The organism is Occultella glacieicola (assembly GCF_004353825.1).
Classification (GTDB): Bacteria; Actinomycetota; Actinomycetes; order Actinomycetales; family Beutenbergiaceae; genus Occultella; species Occultella glacieicola.
Window position 1 is genome coordinate 24,827 of the sequence record NZ_SMNA01000001.1, and the last position, 17,992, is coordinate 42,818.

General features: G+C 70.7%; 17 protein-coding genes. 12 read left to right on the forward strand and 5 right to left on the reverse strand.

From position 1 onward, the window contains the following. Positions 1-55: 55 nt before the first annotated feature. Positions 56-3,166, reverse strand: coding sequence for a discoidin domain-containing protein (locus tag EXU48_RS00155; RefSeq protein ID WP_133105572.1), 3,111 nt, complete (start codon positions 3,164-3,166; stop codon positions 56-58). A gap of 230 nt (positions 3,167-3,396) precedes the next feature. Between EXU48_RS00155 and EXU48_RS00160 the strand changes: the two genes are divergently transcribed. The 4 genes from EXU48_RS00160 (at position 3,397) to EXU48_RS00175 (ending at position 8,640) form a co-directional block, all read left to right on the forward strand. Beyond that, positions 3,397-6,477, forward strand: a complete 3,081-nt coding sequence (locus EXU48_RS00160) for a family 20 glycosylhydrolase (RefSeq protein WP_133105573.1) — start codon at positions 3,397-3,399, stop codon at positions 6,475-6,477. A gap of 64 nt (positions 6,478-6,541) precedes the next feature. Further along, on the forward strand, positions 6,542-7,540 hold the full coding sequence (locus EXU48_RS00165; RefSeq protein ID WP_133105574.1) for a helix-turn-helix domain-containing protein: 999 nt from the start codon (positions 6,542-6,544) through the stop codon (positions 7,538-7,540). Continuing rightward, a complete protein-coding gene (locus tag EXU48_RS00170) occupies positions 7,537-8,076 on the forward strand; it encodes a dihydrofolate reductase family protein (RefSeq protein WP_133105575.1) in 540 nt (179 codons plus the stop codon). Before EXU48_RS00165 ends, EXU48_RS00170 begins: the two co-directional genes overlap by 4 nt. Before the next feature lie 12 nt (positions 8,077-8,088). Continuing rightward, positions 8,089-8,640, forward strand: coding sequence for a GNAT family N-acetyltransferase (locus EXU48_RS00175; RefSeq protein ID WP_235856750.1), 552 nt, complete (start codon positions 8,089-8,091; stop codon positions 8,638-8,640). Between the two features lie 6 nt (positions 8,641-8,646). Here the strand turns inward: EXU48_RS00175 and EXU48_RS00180 are convergent, their stop codons facing one another. Continuing rightward, a complete protein-coding gene (locus EXU48_RS00180) occupies positions 8,647-9,522 on the reverse strand; it encodes a formate/nitrite transporter family protein (protein WP_133105576.1) in 876 nt (291 codons plus the stop codon). A 177-nt stretch (positions 9,523-9,699) separates the two neighbouring features. Between EXU48_RS00180 and EXU48_RS00185 the strand changes: the two genes are divergently transcribed. Next, positions 9,700-10,134: an MmcQ/YjbR family DNA-binding protein gene (locus EXU48_RS00185; protein ID WP_133105577.1), complete on the forward strand. Its 435-nt coding sequence runs from the start codon at positions 9,700-9,702 to the stop codon at positions 10,132-10,134. Between the two features lie 10 nt (positions 10,135-10,144). Further along, complete coding sequence (locus EXU48_RS00190; RefSeq protein WP_133105578.1) at positions 10,145-10,954, forward strand: hypothetical protein; 810 nt, start codon at positions 10,145-10,147, stop codon at positions 10,952-10,954. Between the two features lie 45 nt (positions 10,955-10,999). Here the strand turns inward: EXU48_RS00190 and EXU48_RS00195 are convergent, their stop codons facing one another. Both EXU48_RS00195 and EXU48_RS00200 read right to left on the reverse strand, forming a co-directional pair. Further along, positions 11,000-12,013, reverse strand: coding sequence for an LLM class flavin-dependent oxidoreductase (locus EXU48_RS00195; protein ID WP_133105579.1), 1,014 nt, complete (start codon positions 12,011-12,013; stop codon positions 11,000-11,002). After that, positions 12,010-12,363: a TIGR04076 family protein gene (locus EXU48_RS00200; RefSeq protein WP_207947557.1), complete on the reverse strand. Its 354-nt coding sequence runs from the start codon at positions 12,361-12,363 to the stop codon at positions 12,010-12,012. Before EXU48_RS00200 ends, EXU48_RS00195 begins: the two co-directional genes overlap by 4 nt. 139 nt (positions 12,364-12,502) lie before the next feature. Here EXU48_RS00200 and EXU48_RS00205 point away from each other — a divergent pair, with 139 nt between their 5' ends. The 5 genes from EXU48_RS00205 to EXU48_RS00225 all read left to right on the forward strand — a co-directional run bounded on the left by EXU48_RS00205 (position 12,503) and on the right by EXU48_RS00225 (position 16,898). Continuing rightward, positions 12,503-13,957, forward strand: a complete 1,455-nt coding sequence (locus EXU48_RS00205) for a Na+/H+ antiporter NhaC family protein (protein WP_133105580.1) — start codon at positions 12,503-12,505, stop codon at positions 13,955-13,957. A gap of 59 nt (positions 13,958-14,016) precedes the next feature. Then, positions 14,017-14,460: a hypothetical protein gene (locus EXU48_RS00210; RefSeq protein WP_133105581.1), complete on the forward strand. Its 444-nt coding sequence runs from the start codon at positions 14,017-14,019 to the stop codon at positions 14,458-14,460. A 52-nt stretch (positions 14,461-14,512) separates the two neighbouring features. Next, positions 14,513-14,743 (forward strand): PLD nuclease N-terminal domain-containing protein, encoded by a 231-nt coding sequence (locus EXU48_RS00215; protein WP_133105582.1) that lies wholly within the window; start codon positions 14,513-14,515, stop codon positions 14,741-14,743. 96 nt (positions 14,744-14,839) lie between these two features. Beyond that, positions 14,840-16,309 (forward strand): malate dehydrogenase (quinone), encoded by a 1,470-nt coding sequence (gene mqo, locus EXU48_RS00220; protein ID WP_133105583.1) that lies wholly within the window; start codon positions 14,840-14,842, stop codon positions 16,307-16,309. Between the two features lie 55 nt (positions 16,310-16,364). Further along, positions 16,365-16,898, forward strand: a complete 534-nt coding sequence (locus tag EXU48_RS00225) for an NUDIX domain-containing protein (protein WP_133105584.1) — start codon at positions 16,365-16,367, stop codon at positions 16,896-16,898. A 32-nt stretch (positions 16,899-16,930) separates the two neighbouring features. Here the strand turns inward: EXU48_RS00225 and EXU48_RS00230 are convergent, their stop codons facing one another. Beyond that, a complete protein-coding gene (locus EXU48_RS00230; protein ID WP_133105585.1) occupies positions 16,931-17,593 on the reverse strand; it encodes an ankyrin repeat domain-containing protein in 663 nt (220 codons plus the stop codon). Between the two features lie 69 nt (positions 17,594-17,662). On the opposite strand from EXU48_RS00230, the gene EXU48_RS00235 reads away from it, so the two are divergent. Then, positions 17,663-17,953, forward strand: coding sequence for a hypothetical protein (locus tag EXU48_RS00235; protein WP_133105586.1), 291 nt, complete (start codon positions 17,663-17,665; stop codon positions 17,951-17,953). Positions 17,954-17,992 lie beyond the last annotated feature (39 nt).

Consider the following 17,992-nt stretch of genomic DNA (forward strand, 5'->3'; position numbering starts at 1 on the left):
GCACGCGATCATCTTGATGACGCGGCCGCCTGCGCGAACTGCTCGACGTCCTGGCTCAGCCGGGCTCCCCGTACACCTGGACCTCCCCGAGCTGCATCAGGTAGCCGTCCACGGCGGGCTGCGCGAGCTTCAGTTCCGTGCCGACCACCCGTACGTAGGCCGCCGTTGTGGGCGTCTCGAGGGTGACGGTGCGCGGTTCGGCAGAGACCGCCACGTCATCGGCCACCTCGGCGGCCACGGTCCAGATCACGCCGTCCGCGGAGGTCTCGATCCGGTAGTCGGTGGGGAAGCCTCGGCCGGCGTTCGCCTGGTCGGTGGCGGCGTTGCGCGGGTGGATCACGACCTGCTCGACGGCGTAGGGCCCGCCGAGGTAGACGGCCACCCATTCGGAGTCGATCGGCGAGGTGTTCGTGCCGACCTGCGAGGTCCACCCGTTCGTCAAGGCCGTGGGACCGTACTGACCGTCGTTCACGAAGGTGCTGGCCCAGCCCCACTGGGCCGCCTCGGTGGAGCTCGAGACCCCCACGGGGCGGTCCTGCGCCAGATTCTTTCCCTCGTACCAGGGCGTCTCCTCGACGGTGTCGTCGAAGGCCTCGGGCCCGGGCAGCGAGCCGTCGTCGGCGTAGATCTCGATCTCGGCGAGCTCGAGCGTCATCGCGCCGGTACGGGTGCTGTGTTCGTCGACGACCACCCGCACATACTGGGCGCGCACCGGACGGAACGTGATGCTCGGCACCGGCACGGACGCCGTCGGCGGTGCGAGGTCCACCTCGGCGACCGACCGCCACTGGAGGCCGTCGGTGGACACCTGGATGGTCACGGCCTCCGGGAACGCCTGGCCGTAGCCGAACACTCCACCGGCGGCGTACAGGTCGACGCGGTTGAACCGGCGCTCCGCGCGCAGGTCCAGGGTGACGGTGCTGGGTTCGCCCTCGACGATCTCGGTGGCGCGCCAGCCCTGACTGCTCGGGGTCGAGAAGCGCTCGTCGTCGGTGAGCTTGTCCATGTACCAGCCGTTGGCCCCTTCGGAGGAGGCTGCGATCACATTGGCGTTCGCGGCCAGATTCAGCGGCACGGCTGGGGCCGGAGCCACGTAGCGAAGGTCGGCCGGCAGCGCGAGCAGCACGGCGTCACCCGCGGCGAGGTCGAGGGCGAACCTGCCGTTCCTGGCGAACAGCGGCTGGGACGCTCCGTCCTCCCGGCTGACGACGTCCAGGTCGCGAACCCCACCGCGTAGCCGCAGCTCGACCTGCTGCTCGCTGGTGAAATCGTTGTTGACGACCATGAGGTACTGGCGCTCGGTCTCGGAGTCCACCATGCGGGAGACGATCACGTTGTCGTCGTCCGCGAAGCGGGCGATGAAGGAGTCCGGGATCGCCGGCTGCCCGTACAGGTCGGGTCCGTGCAGGTAGACCTCCGCGGCGTCCAGGCCCATCAGGGTGGGGCCGAGGGCGTGCACCTCGGCGTTCAGTTCGCTGACCGGCTGGTACAGATCGGTGGGCGTGCCGTCCGGGGCGATGATGGCGTCCGTGAACGTCTCCGGCCGCCCGGTGGGCGTGAACCACGTGAAGTACGAGAGCTGCGTGTAGCCGTACGCGAGGGCCGCGTTGACCTCGTACCGGATCTCCGCGGGGTTCGTGCGCCGGAAGCCCGCCGGGTTGCCGTTCGCGTCGACCCGGCCGATGGACTGGAGGTACAGCCCGGTGGGCACGCCGTTCTCGAGGCCCTCGACGCGCATCGCGTCCATGTTGTCCAGCATCGACGCGTAGTCCAGCGAGTCCGGAGTGTCGCCGAACGGGTATCGGTCGTACATCAGGTAATCGAGCTCGTCGGTGAGGGCCAGCTCGGCGAAGTCGTCGACCTGGCTCTGGAAGGTGGCGCGATCCGGGTAGGCGAACATCGGCAGGAAGTTGAGATAGGGGTAGAGCCAGTCCGCCTCATCCTTGACGGCCCGGTGCACGCGGCCGTACGCGTTCGCGTTGTACGGCTCGTCCCGCAGGTAGAAGCCACCCACACCGGGCACGTTCTCGTACTCGGCGACGATGTCGCGGATCTCCTGGTCCGTCAGGGACAGCGATTCGTTGAGCCGGGGGTCCGAGACCCCGACGAGCATTCCGCGCTCGGCGGCCAGCGTGGCCATCCGAAGATTGATGGCCCGGCCCTGCAGGTCGGTGGAGTCGACGTTCTGGATGTAGTCGATGCCGGCGTCGGCGAGAAGGTCGTACTGCTCCGCCGTGGTGTGTTGCGCCGTCGGCGGCCAGAACGCCGAGATCATGAACTCGGCGTCGGTGTCGACCCGTTCGGCGATGACGGTGACCGGGATCGTCACCGGGGCTCCACCGTCGGCGGCCACGGAGACGGTGGTCGCGCCCAGGGCCACGGCCGTGACCAGCCCGGCGGCGTCGACCGCGGCCACGGACGGATCGGCCGAGGCCCACGTGAAGCCGGCCGGGTCCGTGGGCACGCCGTTGAGGCTGGGCGTCAGCTGGTCGGTGTCGCCCGGGAGCAGTTCGAGAGCCGGCTTGTCGAGCTCGATGAGCAGGCCCGAGCTGGTGCCGTAGACCGCGAGCTCGGCCAGCTGGACCAGGTAGCCGTCACGGCCCGTGGGCTCGGCGCGGCGGGTCGCGAAGACCCTGACGTATCGGCCCTCGGCGGCGTCGAACTCGAGGACCTGGGCGTCGCCGACCGCGGTGTTCGCGGTGCTGGCGGCCACGGTGGACCAGGTGCTCCCGTCGTCCGAGACCTGGACCTGGTAGTCCACGGGGAAGTTCTGACCGTCGCTGGCCGCGTCCATCCGTGGCCACAGGGCGACGCCGTTGACGGTGCTCGGGGCGAGGAGATCCAGCTGCACCCACGCCGGCGTGGTCGCCGTCGCCGTGTTGCCGATCGGGTTCGTGGTCCATCCGTAGGGCAGGGTGGCGGTGCCGATCCGGCCATCGTTGACGAACGACGTGGCCCAGCCCTCGTTCGACATCTCGTACGAGGAGGAGGACGTGGCGGGCTTGCCCTCGGCGAGATTGACCAGGCCGTCCGGAAGGTTCGGGTCGACGTCGAAGATGTCGATGTCCGCCGCGTGTGCGGGCTGGGGTGCGGCGGCGAGACCGAGCGTCAGGACCGCGCCGAGAACCACGATCAGGCCACGCCTGGTCCGCGTGTGAGACGCCATGGGCTGAAACCTCCGGGTAGGCACATCGATGTGCTGAGGCACGACCCTATCTGAATCGACTCAACCCCGGTCAAGAGGTGCGGGTCCTCCCCCGCCGCGCGGTCCGGTCGCGCCGCGGCCGAGGCCACCAGGGGCATTGACCCGGTCTCGGATCTGCGCCACTGTGTGCGACACCAGAGATCTTCGCGTCGCGATGTGGCGGCCCGAGTCAGTGCGAGGAGCATCCGATCGTGACGTTGTTCTCAGGGTTTGGCCGGGCGGTTGTGGGCCTTGCCGGTGCCGTGGCGCTCGTGGGCCCGCTGGCCGTGGTCGCGAGTCCCGCCATGGCGGACGATCCCCCGCGGGATGTGGCGCTCGACGGCGTCGCCGTGGCGTCGTCGGAGTTCCCGGACCCGGCACGGTTCGCCGCGGCGCACGTCAACGACGGCGATCCGTCCACCCGGTGGGGATCGGACTACACGCACGGTGACGAGGAGCCGGGCTACCCGCCGAGCGACCACGACCCGACCAACGACTGGATCGCCATCGAACTCGCACAGCCGAGCCTCGTGCACCGCGTGGTGTTCGAGTGGGAGGCGGCGTACGCACGCCAGTACGAGATCCAGACCTCCGACGACGGTCGGACCTGGCAGAGCGTGGCCGCCCTCTCCGGCCACCAGGGGCGCCAGGAGGTGGTGCTGGACCTCACCGACCCGGTCGGCTTCGTGCGGATGCAAGGAAGGGAGGCCTCGGCGTGGGGCTACTCCATGTTCTCCTTCGAGATCTGGGATGCCGCCGCCGTGAGCGAGGAGCCGGACCCCACCGGTTGGGACTACGGCACCGACATCGCCCCCGAGGGTCTCGCCACGGCGGCCTCGGTGTACACCGGCGACCCGGCTCGATTCGCCGCGAGGAACGCCAACGACCGGAACTCGGCCACGCGCTGGGGTACTGACTACGCGCGCACCAACCCGGCGGAGCCCCCGCCGAGCGACCACGACCCCAGCAACGACTGGATCCAGGTCGCCCTCGCCGAGCCGTCGCCGGTGTGGAGCGTCGTGCTCGACTGGGAGACTGCCCGACCCGCCCTCTTCGAGCTCCAGACCTCGACCGATGGGCTCACCTGGACCACGGTGCGCGAGGTGTCCGGTCCGGCGGCCGGACGCACCGAGTACCGCCTCGGCCTCGAGGCGCCGGTCTCGTACGTGCGCATGCAGGGCGTCGCGACGGCCACCACGTTCGGCTACTCGTTGTGGAGCTTCGAGGTCTGGTCGGGTCCCCAGGCCCCACCCGAGCCGGGCGGGACGATCCTGCCCGCCCCGGTCGCGCAGAACCCGATCGACGGTGACCCGTTCACCCTGACCGCGCAGACCCGGATCGCGATCGACGACGAGGACGCACGTGCGGAGGCGGAACTCCTCGCCGAACGGCTGCGCCCGGCCACCGGTCATGACCTGCCGATCGTCGTCGAGGAGCCGCAGGCCGGTGACATCGCCCTGGTGCTCGACGGCGAGGAGGGGCCCTCGGACACCGAACTCGCGGTGGCCGAGGGGTACACGCTGACGGCGTCGGTCACCGGTGTACGGGTCGCCGCGACCACCACCACGGGCCTCTTCAACGGGGCTCAGACCCTCGTGCAGCTCCTCCCGGCCGAGATCGCCGGCGACGTCGTGCGGCCGGGCCCGTGGCGGGTCGAGGCAACGCAGATCGTCGACTACCCGCGGTTCTCTCACCGCGGGGTGATGCTGGACCCGGCGCGCAACTTCATCGAGGTCGACGGCGTGCTCGGCATCATCGACGCCCTCGCCGCGCTGAAGGGCAACCGCCTGCACCTGCACCTCTCGGACGATCAGGGCTGGCGGATCGAGATTCCCTCGTGGCCGCTGTTGACGGAGATCGGCGGCTCCATGTCGATGCCGGGCGGACGTTCCGGGTTCTACACCCAGGAGCAGTTCGCCCAGATCGTGGCCTACGCCGACGCCCGCCACATCGAGGTGATCCCCGAGATCGACCTTCCGGGCCACTCCACGGCGGCGATCGCGTCCTACCCCGAACTCTCCTGCGGGTCGTCCAACACCGTGTGCACCACGTCGCCGGTCGTGGACGGTTTCATCAACGACGTGATCGGGACGATCTCCCCGATGGTGAACACAAACCTGTTCCACATCGGCGGTGACGAGTCGATCTCGGGTCAGCCCTACATCGACTTCATCACCAAGCTCGAGGGCTTCGTGATGGACCACGACCTGCGCATGGTCGGCTGGACGCCGCTGCCGATGGCGGGCCTGGACCCGACCTCGGTGCACCAGTACTGGCGGGACCAGAGCCTCGAGATGACCCCGGAGTGGTTCGCCGGTGGCAACGACGTCATCCTGTCGCCGACCTCCGAGGCCTACCTGGACTACCCGTATCCGACCCACAACGCCTACAGCACGCACGACTGGGACCCGAGCAACGTCATCGACGACTACCGGAACCTGTCCCTGCAGTCGTTCGGGCTTGACGACGACGACATCATCGGGATCGAGGGCCCGGCGTGGGGGGAGAACAACAGCGGCGGCGCGCTGGACGTGGAGCACAAGGTCTTCCCCCGACTCGCCTCGATCCTGGACCTGGCCTGGTCGCCCCAGGCCCTGACGGCCGACTCCCGGTCCTTCCTCGACCGCTTGGCGGTGCAGGGGAGCAGGTGGCAGTTCGCCGGCACGAACTTCTGGCCGGACCCGAACGTCGCCTGGACCACGTCGGTGGTCGGTACCAGCCATCTCGTCGACGACGACGACCGCACCATCAGCGGACCGCTGGCCACCGTCGCCTCGCCCACTGTGCGGGTGGAGAGCCTGACCGCGACCGTCGACTGGGGCGACGGGACGGTCTCCGAAGGGTCGTTGACCGGCACCTCCGCGGCGGGAAAGGTGGGCAACTCCGTTTATGAGGTGACGGCGGAGCACACGTATGACGACGCCGTCACGCGGGTCGGCACGGTCACCGTCTCCGGCCCGGGCGGGCAGACCTGGACCACCTCGTTCCTCGTCGGCGCGGCGGCCGACGAGTCGCGCACCTTCGCCCAGCACAGCGAGGACTACCTGGCCCAGGTGGACGCCTACGTCGCCGAGGGGCGGCTCGGCCACGTCAGTGCCGACCAGTTGCACGCCGCGGTGGCGCGGGTGCTGCGCCACCAGGAGGCCGGGCGAGTCACCCGGATGCTGCAGGAGCTCGACAGGCTCGAGGCCATGATCGCGCGGCAACAACGTCTCGTCGACGACGCGGAAGTGTGGACCTATCTGTGGGAGGAGGGGCAGGCCCTGATCGAGACCGGCCTCGACGAAGGCTGAGCGGCGTCCGCTCGAGCAAGAACGGTCGGGCGCCGCCGGGCCGACCGGCCGCACACTTGATCACATGACGGAGAACGGACGCGACCGACTGCGCGAACTGCTCGACGCGGTCCTCGACGACGACCACGCCGACCTGCGGGACATGGCCGCGGGCGCGTTCTCCTCGCCGTGGCACTTCAGCCGCCAGCTCAGCCGCGGCACCGGCGAGTCCCCGGTGGCGCTGCGCCGCCGGGTGATCCTGGAGCGGGCCGCGTGGCGTTTGAGCCTGGGCGAATCCGTGACCGACACCGCCTGGGCGGCCGGCTACGACTCCGTGGACGGTTTCAGCCGCGCGTTCACGCGCGCCTACGGTTACCCCCCGAGTTCCGTCGGCTCCGAGCGCGAGGCCCCCGCCGTCGGGCACCGGGAGCCGACCACCGCCGGACCGACGGCCGGCCGGGCCCGCGCGAGCACGCACTGGCTGCCCGCCCCGAACGGCATCCACTTCCACCCGCCGACGAACCTGTGGGTCAGTGGCGGCGAGACGGCGGCGCCGGACGCGCTCACGGCGCACCTGGTGCGCCACGACGTCGACGACACCCGGCACCTGCTCCGGCTCGCCGCGGACCTGGATGAGGCCGCCTATCGGCGCGTCCGCTGGCCGGGGCTCACCGTGCTGTCCTGGGACGGCCCGGAGGAGTCGGTCGCGACCGTGCTCGAGCACCACATCTGGACCAAGGAGGTCTGGCTCGCCTCGATCGAGGGGCGGGACTTCCCGGAACGCGGCCCCGACGACCCGGCCTCCCTCACGGGCCGGCACGCGGACGCCGCCGCGCGGTGGCTCGACGCGGTCCGGGACATCGAGCGGCGTGGCGCCTGGGACGACCGGTTGATCGACGCACTCTGCGAACCACCCGAGAGTTTCGTGCTGAGCAGCGTGATCGCGCACGTGCTCACCTACGCCGCCCACCGTCGCCTGCTGGTGCGCCACCTGCTCCGCGACGCCGGGGTCGACCCTGGGGAGGGCGACCCGATCGACTGGCTGCGCGGACCGAACCCGACCCCCACCGAGGAGAACCGATGACCCGCACCACCTACTACACCGCGACCACCCTGGACGGCTTCATCGCCACCCCCGAGCACTCCCTCGACTGGCTGCTCACCCGCGACATCGACAACACCGGCCCGATGAACTACGACGAGTTCATCGCGAAGGTCGGGGCGATCGCGATGGGCGCGTCGACCTACGCCTGGGTCGAGGAGCACGCACCCGGCGGCTGGGAGTACACGATGCCCGCCTGGGTGTTCACGCACCGGGACTTCCCGCCCCGCAGCGACGGCGCCGATGTCACCTTCACGTCCGACGACGTGCGGCAGGTGCACGCCCGGATGGCTGCCGCGGCCGCCGGGAAGGACATCTGGATCGTCGGCGGCGGCGACCTCGCCGGGCAGTTCGCCGACCACGGACTGCTCGACGAGATGATCGTCTCCTACGCCCCGGTCACGATCGGCGCCGGCGCGCCCCTGCTGCCCCGGCACGTCGAGTTCCGGCTGGAGGAGCTGGCCCGCAACCGCGAGTTCGCCTGTGCCAGGTTCACGGTGGTGCATGCGGTCTCCTGATAGACAGGCCGGGTGCGCCCGACGCTGACCACCCCCCGGATCACCCTGGTGCCGATGCGGCCGGACCACCTGCCGCATCTCGTCGAACTCGACGGCGACCCCGAGGTGATGCGCTACCTCATCGGCCGCGCCCGAAGCCCCGCGCAGGCGCGCCGGGAGTGGGCGCCCGGGTGCGAGAGCACGGCCGCCGACGCCGTCGGGCTCGGCTACTGGGTCGGGTTCGCCGACGGCGAGTTCGTCGGTTGGTGGTGCGCCTCACCGCCCGAGCCCATCACCCAGGCGCCGTCGACGGCGGAGCTCGGGTGGCGTCTGCGCCGCGAGTTCTGGGGTTGTGGCCTGGCCACGGAAGGCGCACGGGCCGTCGTCGAGCACTCCTTCGGGACCGTCGGTCTCGGGTCGGTGACCGCCGAGACCATGGCGGTGAACGTGGGCAGCCGGGGCGTGATGCGCAAGCTCGGCATGAGCCATGTGCGCACCGAGATGCGCGAGTGGGACGACCCGCTGCCCGGTACGGAACAGGGCGAGGTCATCTACGAGCTGCTGCGCGCGGACTGGCGGGGTTAGCACCCGTCAGGCGCGCTCGCCGACCAGGGCGGGCTCCGCCGTCGGACTTGCGTCGGACTCCTGGTGCTCCGGCGCACTCGTGCGGCGGGCCGAGGGACGGCCGTGGGTGAGGTAGAGGGGCAGCCCCGTGAGCAGCAGGCCGCCGACCAGGTTGCCGAGGACCGTCGGGATCTCGTTCCAGATCAGGTAGTCCATGATCGTGAAGTCCCCGCCGAGGAGCAGCCCGGACGGGAACAGGAACATGTTGACGATCGAGTGCTCGAACGCCATGAAGAAGAACAGCATGACCGGCATCCACATGGCGATCGCCTTGCCCGGCACGTCCTTGGCGACCATCGCGCCGATGACCCCCATCGACACCATCCAGTTGCACAGCATGCCGCGCACGAACAGCGTCAGCATGCCGGCCGCCCCGTGCTCCGCGTAGCCGACGGTCCGCCCTTCACCGATGTGGCCGATCGCCTGGCCGACCTCATTGGGCGGGGTGTCGAACCCGTACGTCACCACGATCGCCATCATCACCGCGACGGCGAATGCCCCGAGGAAGTTGCCGACGAACACGAGCCCCCAGTTGCGCAGCACACCGCGCACCGTGATGCCGGGCCGCTTGTCGAACCACGCGAGCGGGCCCAGCACGAACATCCCGGTGAGCAGGTCGTACCCGAGCAGGTACAGCAGGATGAAGCCCACCGGGAACAGCACCGCGCCCAGGATGGCGTGGCCGGTCGTCACGGTGACCGTGACCGCGAAGGCGGCGGCGATCGCGAGGATCGCGCCACCCATCGTGGACCGGACCAGGGTGTCGCGGGCGGACAGGAGCACCTTGCTCGCGCCCGCATCGATGATGGTCGGGACGAGGTCAGCAGGCTTGACGTAGGACATGTGGCACGGCTCCGTGGATCGGACGGTCGAGGTCTGCTGCCGCCGGTGCGGCGTCCCCGACGCTACGAGCGCGCGGTTTCATCGGCGTGTCTGCACCCACCCGGTCTCGTTACGGTCTTCGCTCAACGAATCGGCACCCACTGTGAGAACGCGGGCGGGAGTGGCACCATCGGGAACATGCGCGAGCCCGCGACGACGCCGGCCCGGGTGGAGGACATCCACGCGGCCGCCCTTGCGATGCCGTACGTGAGCGTCGAGTCCGCCGGACAGAACCCGGTGTACCAGGTCGGCGGGAAGTCGTTCGTGTTCTTCCGCAACCCTCGCAAGGACGCGTTCGACCCGGCCACCGGGGAGCTCTACGACGACGTCATCGTGATCTGGGTCGGCGACGAGGATGACAAGGCGGCCCTGGTGCAGGACGAGTCCGGACCGTTCTTCACGACGCCTCACTTCCACGGACACCGCTCCGTGCTCATCCGTGCCGCGCACGTCGGCCAGGTGTCCCGAGCGGAGATCACCGAACTCGTCCGCGACGCCTGGCTCAGCCGGGCCTCGAAGCGCCGCGCGAAGGAGTGGCTCACCCAGCGGGCCGCAGAGTCCGAACCGACGTGATCGGCCGGCGATGAAGGAGGAACTCGTCGAACGGTTGCTCGACTTCCCCTCCGGGCACCCGTACGCGAAGTGGACCGGGACCCACTGGCGCCTCGTCGAGATCGCCGACTCCGGGATCCCGGTCCCGAGGGCCCGCCTCGAGCCGGGAGTCGCCTCGGAGTGTGCCTGGCTCTTGCCGGGCCTGGCCGGTGATCGGGTGTTGCGCGTGGCCGGGCTGCCGCTCCGGCACGCGTCCATCGAAGGCAACGCGGTCCACGCCCTGACCCGGCTCGGCTACGCCGGGGACGAGCGGACCCGGCAGTTGGTGGACGCGCTGCTCGAGTGGCAGTGGCCCGACGGCGGCTGGAACTGCGACCGGCACCACGCTGCCCGGCGCTCGTCCTTCCACGAGTCCACGATCCCCGCGCTCGCACTCGCCGAGTACGCCACGGCCACCGGGGACGTCTGCGCCAGGCGGGCCGCCGAGCGGACGGCTGAGCTGCTGCTCGAGCACCGGCTGTTCCGCTCCCGCGCCACCGGTGCGCCGATCCACCCGTCCTGGACGGTCCTGCACTACCCGTCGTACTGGCACTACGACGTCCTGATCGGACTGCGGCTGCTTGCCGCTCTGGGGCGACTCGACGATCCGCGTGCGAACGACGCCTTCGCCGTCGTCGAGCACGCCCACGACGGCCGCGGTCGCTTCTCCGGCCGGACCTGGGCCTCGAGCAGACAGCCGCACGCCGTCGACTGGGGGCGCGGCCGCGACAACCTCGGTCTGAACGGGCTCGCAGCCGCGATCCTGGCCGGCCGAGAGCGCTCGTCCCCAGGTGGGTTGTGACGCCCGGTTGTCCGCATTCTCGGTGCGGCACCGCGCGCGGCCCGCTCAGGCTGCGTCGAGCTCCACTCGCAGCGCGGGCAGCACGGCCGACCCGAGCAGGTCGATCCCTTCGGCCCCGGTGAGACCGTGCGGCGTGCCGAACTCGACCCGATCGGCCCCGGCCTCGACGAGCTCGAGTGTGTGCGCCACGATCTGGGCCGGTGTCCCGGCGAAGGCGAACCGGTCCAACAGGTCGTCGCTGAGCAGCGCGCCGGCGTCGTCCGCGTGCCCCTCGGCGAGCAGCGCGCGCAGCCGGGCCAGCAATTCCTCCTCGATCTGCACCGTCGGGTCGAGGGCGGCGACGACGTCGACGTACATGGCCACCTCCCGGCGGGCGAGGCCGCGTGCCACGGTGCCGTCGGTGTCGACCACCGTGACCGCACCGGCACAGACACCCACCGCCCCTGCGCCCCGGCCGGCGGCGGTGGCCGAGTCGTCGACCCAGGTGCGCATCTGACGGACCATGTCCGGGTTCGCCGACCCGCCGATCTTCACCTCGTCGGCGAGCCGGCCCGCCAGGGCGGCACCGCGCGGGCCCCAGACGCCGAGCAGCACGTCCACGTCCGGTCGGACCGGCTCGTACTGCAGGGCGAAGCCCGGTTCGATCGAGAAGACCTGTCCGGTGTAGCCGGAGTCGTCGCCGGCCAGCAGCCGGCGCACGATGTGCACGGTGTCCTCCAGGTGGGTCAGTGCCCGGACCTGCCGCACGCCCACCTGCGCCATCCAGGACCCGCGGGCCAGGCCGAGGTAGGCACGCCCACCGGAGGCCTCGTCCAGGGCCGCCACCTGCCCGGCGATCTCGACCGGGTGGAGCAGGTACGGGTTCAGGCAGGAGGGCCCCAGCCGTAGGGTCTCGGTGACGTCCGCCGCCACCATGAGCGGGGCCATCGGCGGCTGGTAGCCGAGATCGGAGTAGACCGACAGCCCGTCGAAACCCTGCGCCTCCACGTTCCGGGCCTGGCGCGCGTACTCGGCTGCGGTCTTGTCGGACTGGAGTGCGATGGTCAGCGACACGCTCACGTGAGGTCCTCCGTCGGGATGCTGCGTCGGCCGGTGCGTTCGATGCGCATGATGAGCCGTTCCTCGGGGTCCGGGCAGGCGACCTCGTCGGAGGCCAGCCAGTCGTCGGGGTCGACCGACCGCTGGGCGGCCGGCAGGAGGGGCAGCACCGCCGAGAGCGCATAGAGGCAGAAGTGCCGGCCGGCCGGGATGCTCAGCCGACTCGAGCAGGTCACGTCGAAGGAGTCGCCGGGCCGCAGCCCGCACACGGACCGACCCTCGATCCGGTCCACCACCACCCTGAGATCGCTCAGTTCCGTCCGGCGCTGCGCCGCGGTGTTGTCGGCGTTCTCGCCAGTCATCTCGTCCATCACGTCCTCCTGCTCGAGCAAGCAGTATCCCCCGATGCTGGACGGCCCCGACGAGCCGTCCAGCATCCGTGTAGGGTCCGGGGCCGTGCCGCACACCCGGTCGCGGCAGGTCCGTCACGGCGAGGTACGAGGTCGATCGATGAGTGGTGAGTCCGAGCTGACGTTCCGCGGCGGCTGGATGATGGCGTTCGTCCCGGTGGCGATCTTCCTGGCCTTCTGCGTCCTGTACTTCGTGGTGCTGGACGCGTTCGATATGACCGCGCTGGCCACCGGTGGCTTCGTCGCCCTGCTGATCGGCGCGCTCCTGGCCCGTGGCTACAGCAAGTACTGGGACGCCGTCATGGCCGGGATCGGAAGCCAGACCGCCGTCTCGATCGTCATGGTGCTGTTCATGGTCGGCATGCTCGGTCAGCTGATCAAGGACTCGAACGTCTCCGGGGGCTTCGTCTGGATCGCCGACCAGGCCGGGCTGAGCGGGGCCGCTCTGACCCTCTTCACGTTCTTGGCCTGCTGCCTGATCGCGATGGCCACGGGTTCCTCCATCGGGACGATGTTCACCGCGTTCCCGATCTTCTACCCGGCCGGTGTGCTGCTCGGCGCCGACCCGACGCTACTGGCGGGCGCGATCGTCTCCGGCGCGATCTTCGGCGACAACCTCGCCCCCATCTCCGACACCACGATCATCTCCGCGTCCACCCAGCGGTTCCGCCGCAAGGACGGGGCCGCGGACATCGGCGGCGTCGTCGCGAGCCGCGCCAGGTACGCCCTGGTGGCCGCAGGGATCAGCGCCGTTGCGTACCTGGTCTTCGGCGGCGCCGGCGCCGGCCCGGTGGACAGTGCCGACCTGGCCGAGGCGTCGGACCCGCGAGGCCTGCTCATGCTGGTCCCGATCGCCGTGCTGCTCGCGGTGGCGTTCTACACCCGGAACATCTTCCTGGCCGTGACCATCGGTCTCATCCTCGGCACGGCGACGGCGTTGCTCGCCGGGCTGCTGGAACCCTCCGGTGTGCTCGGCGTGGTCGACGGTGCCCCGACCGGCTACCTGGTGACAGGGGTGGCGGCCCTGCTGCCGACCGTGTGCCTGGTGATCTCCGTGTTCGGGATCATGGGCGTGCTGCGCGCCGCCGGCGTGCTCGACCGGATCGTCGACGCGCTCGCCCGCGGTCGCCTGGCCGGCACCCCCCGCGGCGCCGAGACCGCGATCGGCCTCGGCGTGAGCGCCACGACGGTGCTGTTCGGCGGCGTGAACTCCGCCTCGATGCTCGCCTTCGGCCCGATCGCCGACGAGATCGGTGCCCGGCAGCAGCTCTACCCGTACCGACGCACGAACGTCCTGGACTGCTTCGCGATGGGCCTGTCCTGCGTGGTGCCGGTGTTCAGCGCGTTCCTGTTCATCGGGGCACTCCTGACCGGCGGGCACGAGCAGGCGCCCGCGCTCTCGACCGTGCAGTTGTTCGGCGCCACCCTCTACCCGCTGGTGCTCACGGTGGTGCTGATCGTGGCGGTGGCCACCGGCTGGGGCCGGCGGTTCGAGGGGCCCGACGGCGTGGCGGTGCGCCGCCGCGAGGACGTCACCGAGCCGGTGGTGCTCTGACGCCGAGCCCCCGAGGGCCGGAGCGGGTCGGGTCGCTGACCTGACCTACTGTTGGCCGCGTGGTTGCGGTCTACGTCGGCGGACTCCTCGCCCTGTTCGGTTGGTCCATGTTCCTCGACCACAAGATCGGCTCGGCAGCGCGGGGATGGCTGGTCCGGAACTCCCGCGGCCAGGTCCTGCGCGCTCTACTGCTCACCACGGCCCTGTACGCCGTCCTTCTGGTGCTCACGTTCGCGGTCACGAACTGGGCGATCTCTCTTGCGGGCCGCGACGCGCGCCCGTTGGAGTACGTGGGGTACGTCCTCAGCCTGCTGGTGCTGATGCCCCCGTGCGCAGCGGTGATTCCGGGCCGGAGCCGGCCCTTCTTCCCGCTCCCGACGGCCCTGCGCAGGGACCGGGTGCCCGCGGCCCTGGCCGGGGCCATCGGCTGGCCGGCGTCCGCGCTCGGCACCGTGGGCTTCATCGTGCTGGCCGTCTCGCCGCTACCGCTCCTGCTGTCCTGAGGGCCATCGACGGACCCGGTGCGCCACGCCGTCGCGGTCGTATCCTGGTGAGATGGAACGGGACGGGCGCAAGAAGATCGATTGGAACGACTTCACCGCGGGGCAGAAGGTCGCCATCATCGGCGTCGGCGCAGTGGAGCTCGGCCTCCTCGTCGCCGCGCTCGTGGACCTGAAGAGACGGCCCGCGGAACTCGTTCGTGGGCCCAAGGCGGCTTGGGTCGCCGCGAGCTTCGTGAACTTCGTCGGCCCGGTCAGCTACTTCGCCTTCGGCCGAAAGCACTGACCATTTCGCCGTCGGGGCGATCGCGCGGAAGCGTCGGCCTGTCCACCGGTCGGCCCGGTCCGATCGACCACCGCCACGTTCCGTACGATTCCCTTCATGGGTTCGGGCACTGTGGACGTCGCACTGATCGGCGCCGGCATCATGAGCGCAACGCTGGGCACGCTGATCCAGCATCTCGAGCCGGACTGGAACGTCGAGATCTTCGAGGCCCTCGATGCGCCCGCGCTGGAGAGTTCGAACGCTTGGCACAACGCCGGCACCGGGCACGCCGGGTTCTGCGAGCTGGACTACGCCACGCGGCTGCCCGGTGGCGGTCTCGACGTGTCCAAGGCGATCGCGATCGGCGAGCAGTTCCAGGTCACCCGGCAGTTCTGGTCGGCCCTGGTCGCCCGCGGAGAACTCCCGACGGCGTCCCGTTTCGTCAATCCGACCCCTCACCTCGCGTTCGTGGCCGGTGCCGAGAACGTCGCGTTCCTGCGCCAGTGGCATGACGCTCTGAAAGAGGAGCCGCTGTTCGCGAACCTGCACTTCAGCGACGACCCGGCACGGATCGGCGAGTGGTCCCGGGCACTCGTGGACGGTAGAGGCGCCGCCGAACCGATCGCCGCCGCCTATGAGGCGTCGGGTACCGATGTCGACTACGGCGCCCTGACCCGTGCGCTGATCGATGCCCTGGTCGCACGTGGGGCACGGCTGCACCTCCGTCACCCGGTGACCGGCCTGCGACGCGACGGTGAGGGCTGGATGATCTCCCACCGCACCCCGACCGGCATCGCCACCACCCCCGCCCGGTTCGTCTTCGTCGGCGCCGGGGGCGGGTCGCTCCGGCTCCTCCAGAGTTCCGGGATCCCCGAGGCGAACGGCTTCGGCGGCTTCCCCGTGAGCGGGAGGTTCCTGCGGACCCGCAAGCCCGAGGTCGTCCGGACCCATCCCGTGAAGGCCTACGGCAAGGCCGACAAGGGAGTACCCGGCCTCGGGGCCCCGCACCTCGACCACCGGACCGTCGACGGCGAGGATTCCTTGCTGTTCGGTCCTTTCGCCGGGTGGGACCCCCGGTTCCTGAAGTCCGGTTCTCGCCTGGACCTGTTCCGGAGCATCCGTCCCGGGAACATCGGGCCGATGCTGTCCGTGGCGAAGGACAACTTCGACCTTCTGAAGTACCTGGTCGGGGAGATCACCGCCTCCCCGGACAAGCAGATGTCGGCGTTGCGCCGGCTGATGCCGAGCGCTGCCGACGCGGACTGGGAGATGATCGACGCCGGCAAGCGGGTCCAGGTGATCGGTCGCAACGCCACCGGGCGCGGCGTCCTGCAGTTCGGCACCGAACTCGTGGTCTCGCCGGGGAACAACCTCGCCGGTCTGCTCGGAGCCTCCCCCGGCGCCTCGACAGCGGTGCCGGTCATGATCCGGCTCCTGCAGGAGGCGTTCGGCGACCGTTTCGACGGGTGGACCGAGGCGCTGCGGGAACTGGTGCCGTCCCTCGGACGCTCGATGAACACCGGCGAGGACTGGTCGATGGAGATCCGTCGCGCCAACGCCGAGACGCTGGGCCTCGCCGGCGTGTAGAAGAGCCTCGTGCTGGACGAGGGCCACCGGTGGCCACCCTGCCATACTCCTCGCCATGACTGCGCCCGACTGGCAGGCCCGACTCGTCGCACCGAGGTTCGTGCCGTACGCCGGTGCGGACATCGCCTACGCCCGGGGCGCGCCACCCGAGCACCTCATCTCCCGCCTGCATCTGATCGGGGTCACCCCGGACGGGTCGGTGCTGGTCTGTCGGAGCATCGAGGGCTGGCGGTTCCTCCCGGGCGGCACCCGGGAACCGGGTGAGTCGGTGCGCGAACTCGCCGGCCGGGAACTGCTCGAGGAGGCCGGCGCCGTGTTCCGGACCGAGCCCGTCGTCTTCGCCGCGCACGCGGCGACCAGCCGCCTGCCCCAGCCCTACCGCCCGCACCAACCGCACCCGTACGCCTACTGGGCCTACGCCGTCGGGCAGGTCGTGGTGTCGGGACCGCCCACCAACCCGCCGGACGGCGAGCAGATCGTGGCGGTCAGCGAACTCGATCCCGCGGCGGCAGTGACCGAACTGGAGTCCCATGACGTGCTCCACGCCGACGTCCTACGCGACGCGATCGGCCGCGGGCTGGTGAGGTGACCCGCCACGCTCCGCGGGTGGCGGAGGGCGTTCTATACGAAGCCCTCATCGATGAGCAGCACGCCGTCGCGGGTGACCAGGTGCTCCTGACCGGAACCCCCGGCCACCCGGCTCGAGCTGACCACCCGGAGGCCCGCGGTGACCAGCGTGATCTCGAACCCGCCGTACATCCCCGGCACCGGGAACCCCATCCGTTGGCGCAGCATCGTGTCCTTGACCTCCGTCAGGACCGAGGTCTGCGGGAACCGTAGCCGGGTGCCGATGTGGGGCCGGATGCGGGACTCGACCAGGTCGCGAAGCCGGGTGTCGAGGGCGGTCAACTCGTCGAGGCGGCCGAGCGAGCGTTCCGTCGGCGCGAGTGACTCGAGCAGGTGCGCATGTCCGCGCCGCCGGGCGATGTCGTGGGCATTCTCGCCCGCGGCCGTGCGGAGCGTGCGCCAGGCGCCCAGGCTCAGGAGCCGTTCCACGACCGTCGTCCCCGCCCCGTGCCACGCGGCCTGGTGGAGCGGTGTGTACAACGACTCACCGCCGACGCGCCAGACGTTCACGCCGAGGTCGAGCTCATCCGACAGCCGGAAGACCGCCTCCCACTGCCCGTCCCGCGCGGCGTCGGCGAGGCGGTCGACCTTGGCGACGTAGGTGTCCTTCAGGTCGCCCCGATCGAGCACGCCCTGCCAGTTCCATACCGAGGTCACGGGCGCCATCATGGCAGACCCGCCGTGCTCGCCTTCCGCATCCAGCGCCCGTGTGCCACGGTGTCACGCGTGAGCGAACCGATGTCCCCGTCCCGATCGCACGCGCCGACGATCGCCGTCATCCTCCTCGTCGTCGGCGTGGTGCTGACTGGCGTCGGGGGCTGGCAGGCGTGGCTGTGGCGATCGGCATCCTTCGGGTGGTTCGCGTACGCCCCGCTCAGCGAGGCAACCTTCCGGTCCCCGTTCACTGCGGGCCTGGGTGCCATCGCTCTCGTCGGTGCCGGCGCACTGCTCGCGGGTCTCGGAGCCGGGATCCTCGTCGGTCGGCGCACGCAGCGAGTCGGCGGGCCCCGGGGGTAGCCGCCCAGGCCGCCCTCGATGCCGACGCCCGGCGCGATT

Excerpts from the sequence above, each read along its gene's own strand:
- mqo (WP_133105583.1), top strand. The coding sequence starts at position 14,840 with ATGGGTTCGGGCACTGTGGACGTCGCACTGATCGGCGCCGGCATCATG.
- EXU48_RS00200 (WP_207947557.1), bottom strand. The coding sequence starts at position 12,363 with ATGGACGAGATGACTGGCGAGAACGCCGACAACACCGCGGCGCAGCGC.
- EXU48_RS00155 (WP_133105572.1), bottom strand. The coding sequence starts at position 3,166 with ATGGCGTCTCACACGCGGACCAGGCGTGGCCTGATCGTGGTTCTCGGC.
- EXU48_RS00165 (WP_133105574.1), top strand. The coding sequence starts at position 6,542 with ATGACGGAGAACGGACGCGACCGACTGCGCGAACTGCTCGACGCGGTC.
- EXU48_RS00225 (WP_133105584.1), top strand. The coding sequence starts at position 16,365 with ATGACTGCGCCCGACTGGCAGGCCCGACTCGTCGCACCGAGGTTCGTG.
- EXU48_RS00215 (WP_133105582.1), top strand. The coding sequence starts at position 14,513 with ATGGAACGGGACGGGCGCAAGAAGATCGATTGGAACGACTTCACCGCG.
- EXU48_RS00205 (WP_133105580.1), top strand. The coding sequence starts at position 12,503 with ATGAGTGGTGAGTCCGAGCTGACGTTCCGCGGCGGCTGGATGATGGCG.
- EXU48_RS00185 (WP_133105577.1), top strand. The coding sequence starts at position 9,700 with ATGCGCGAGCCCGCGACGACGCCGGCCCGGGTGGAGGACATCCACGCG.
- EXU48_RS00190 (WP_133105578.1), top strand. The coding sequence starts at position 10,145 with ATGAAGGAGGAACTCGTCGAACGGTTGCTCGACTTCCCCTCCGGGCAC.
- EXU48_RS00170 (WP_133105575.1), top strand. The coding sequence starts at position 7,537 with ATGACCCGCACCACCTACTACACCGCGACCACCCTGGACGGCTTCATC.
- EXU48_RS00180 (WP_133105576.1), bottom strand. The coding sequence starts at position 9,522 with ATGTCCTACGTCAAGCCTGCTGACCTCGTCCCGACCATCATCGATGCG.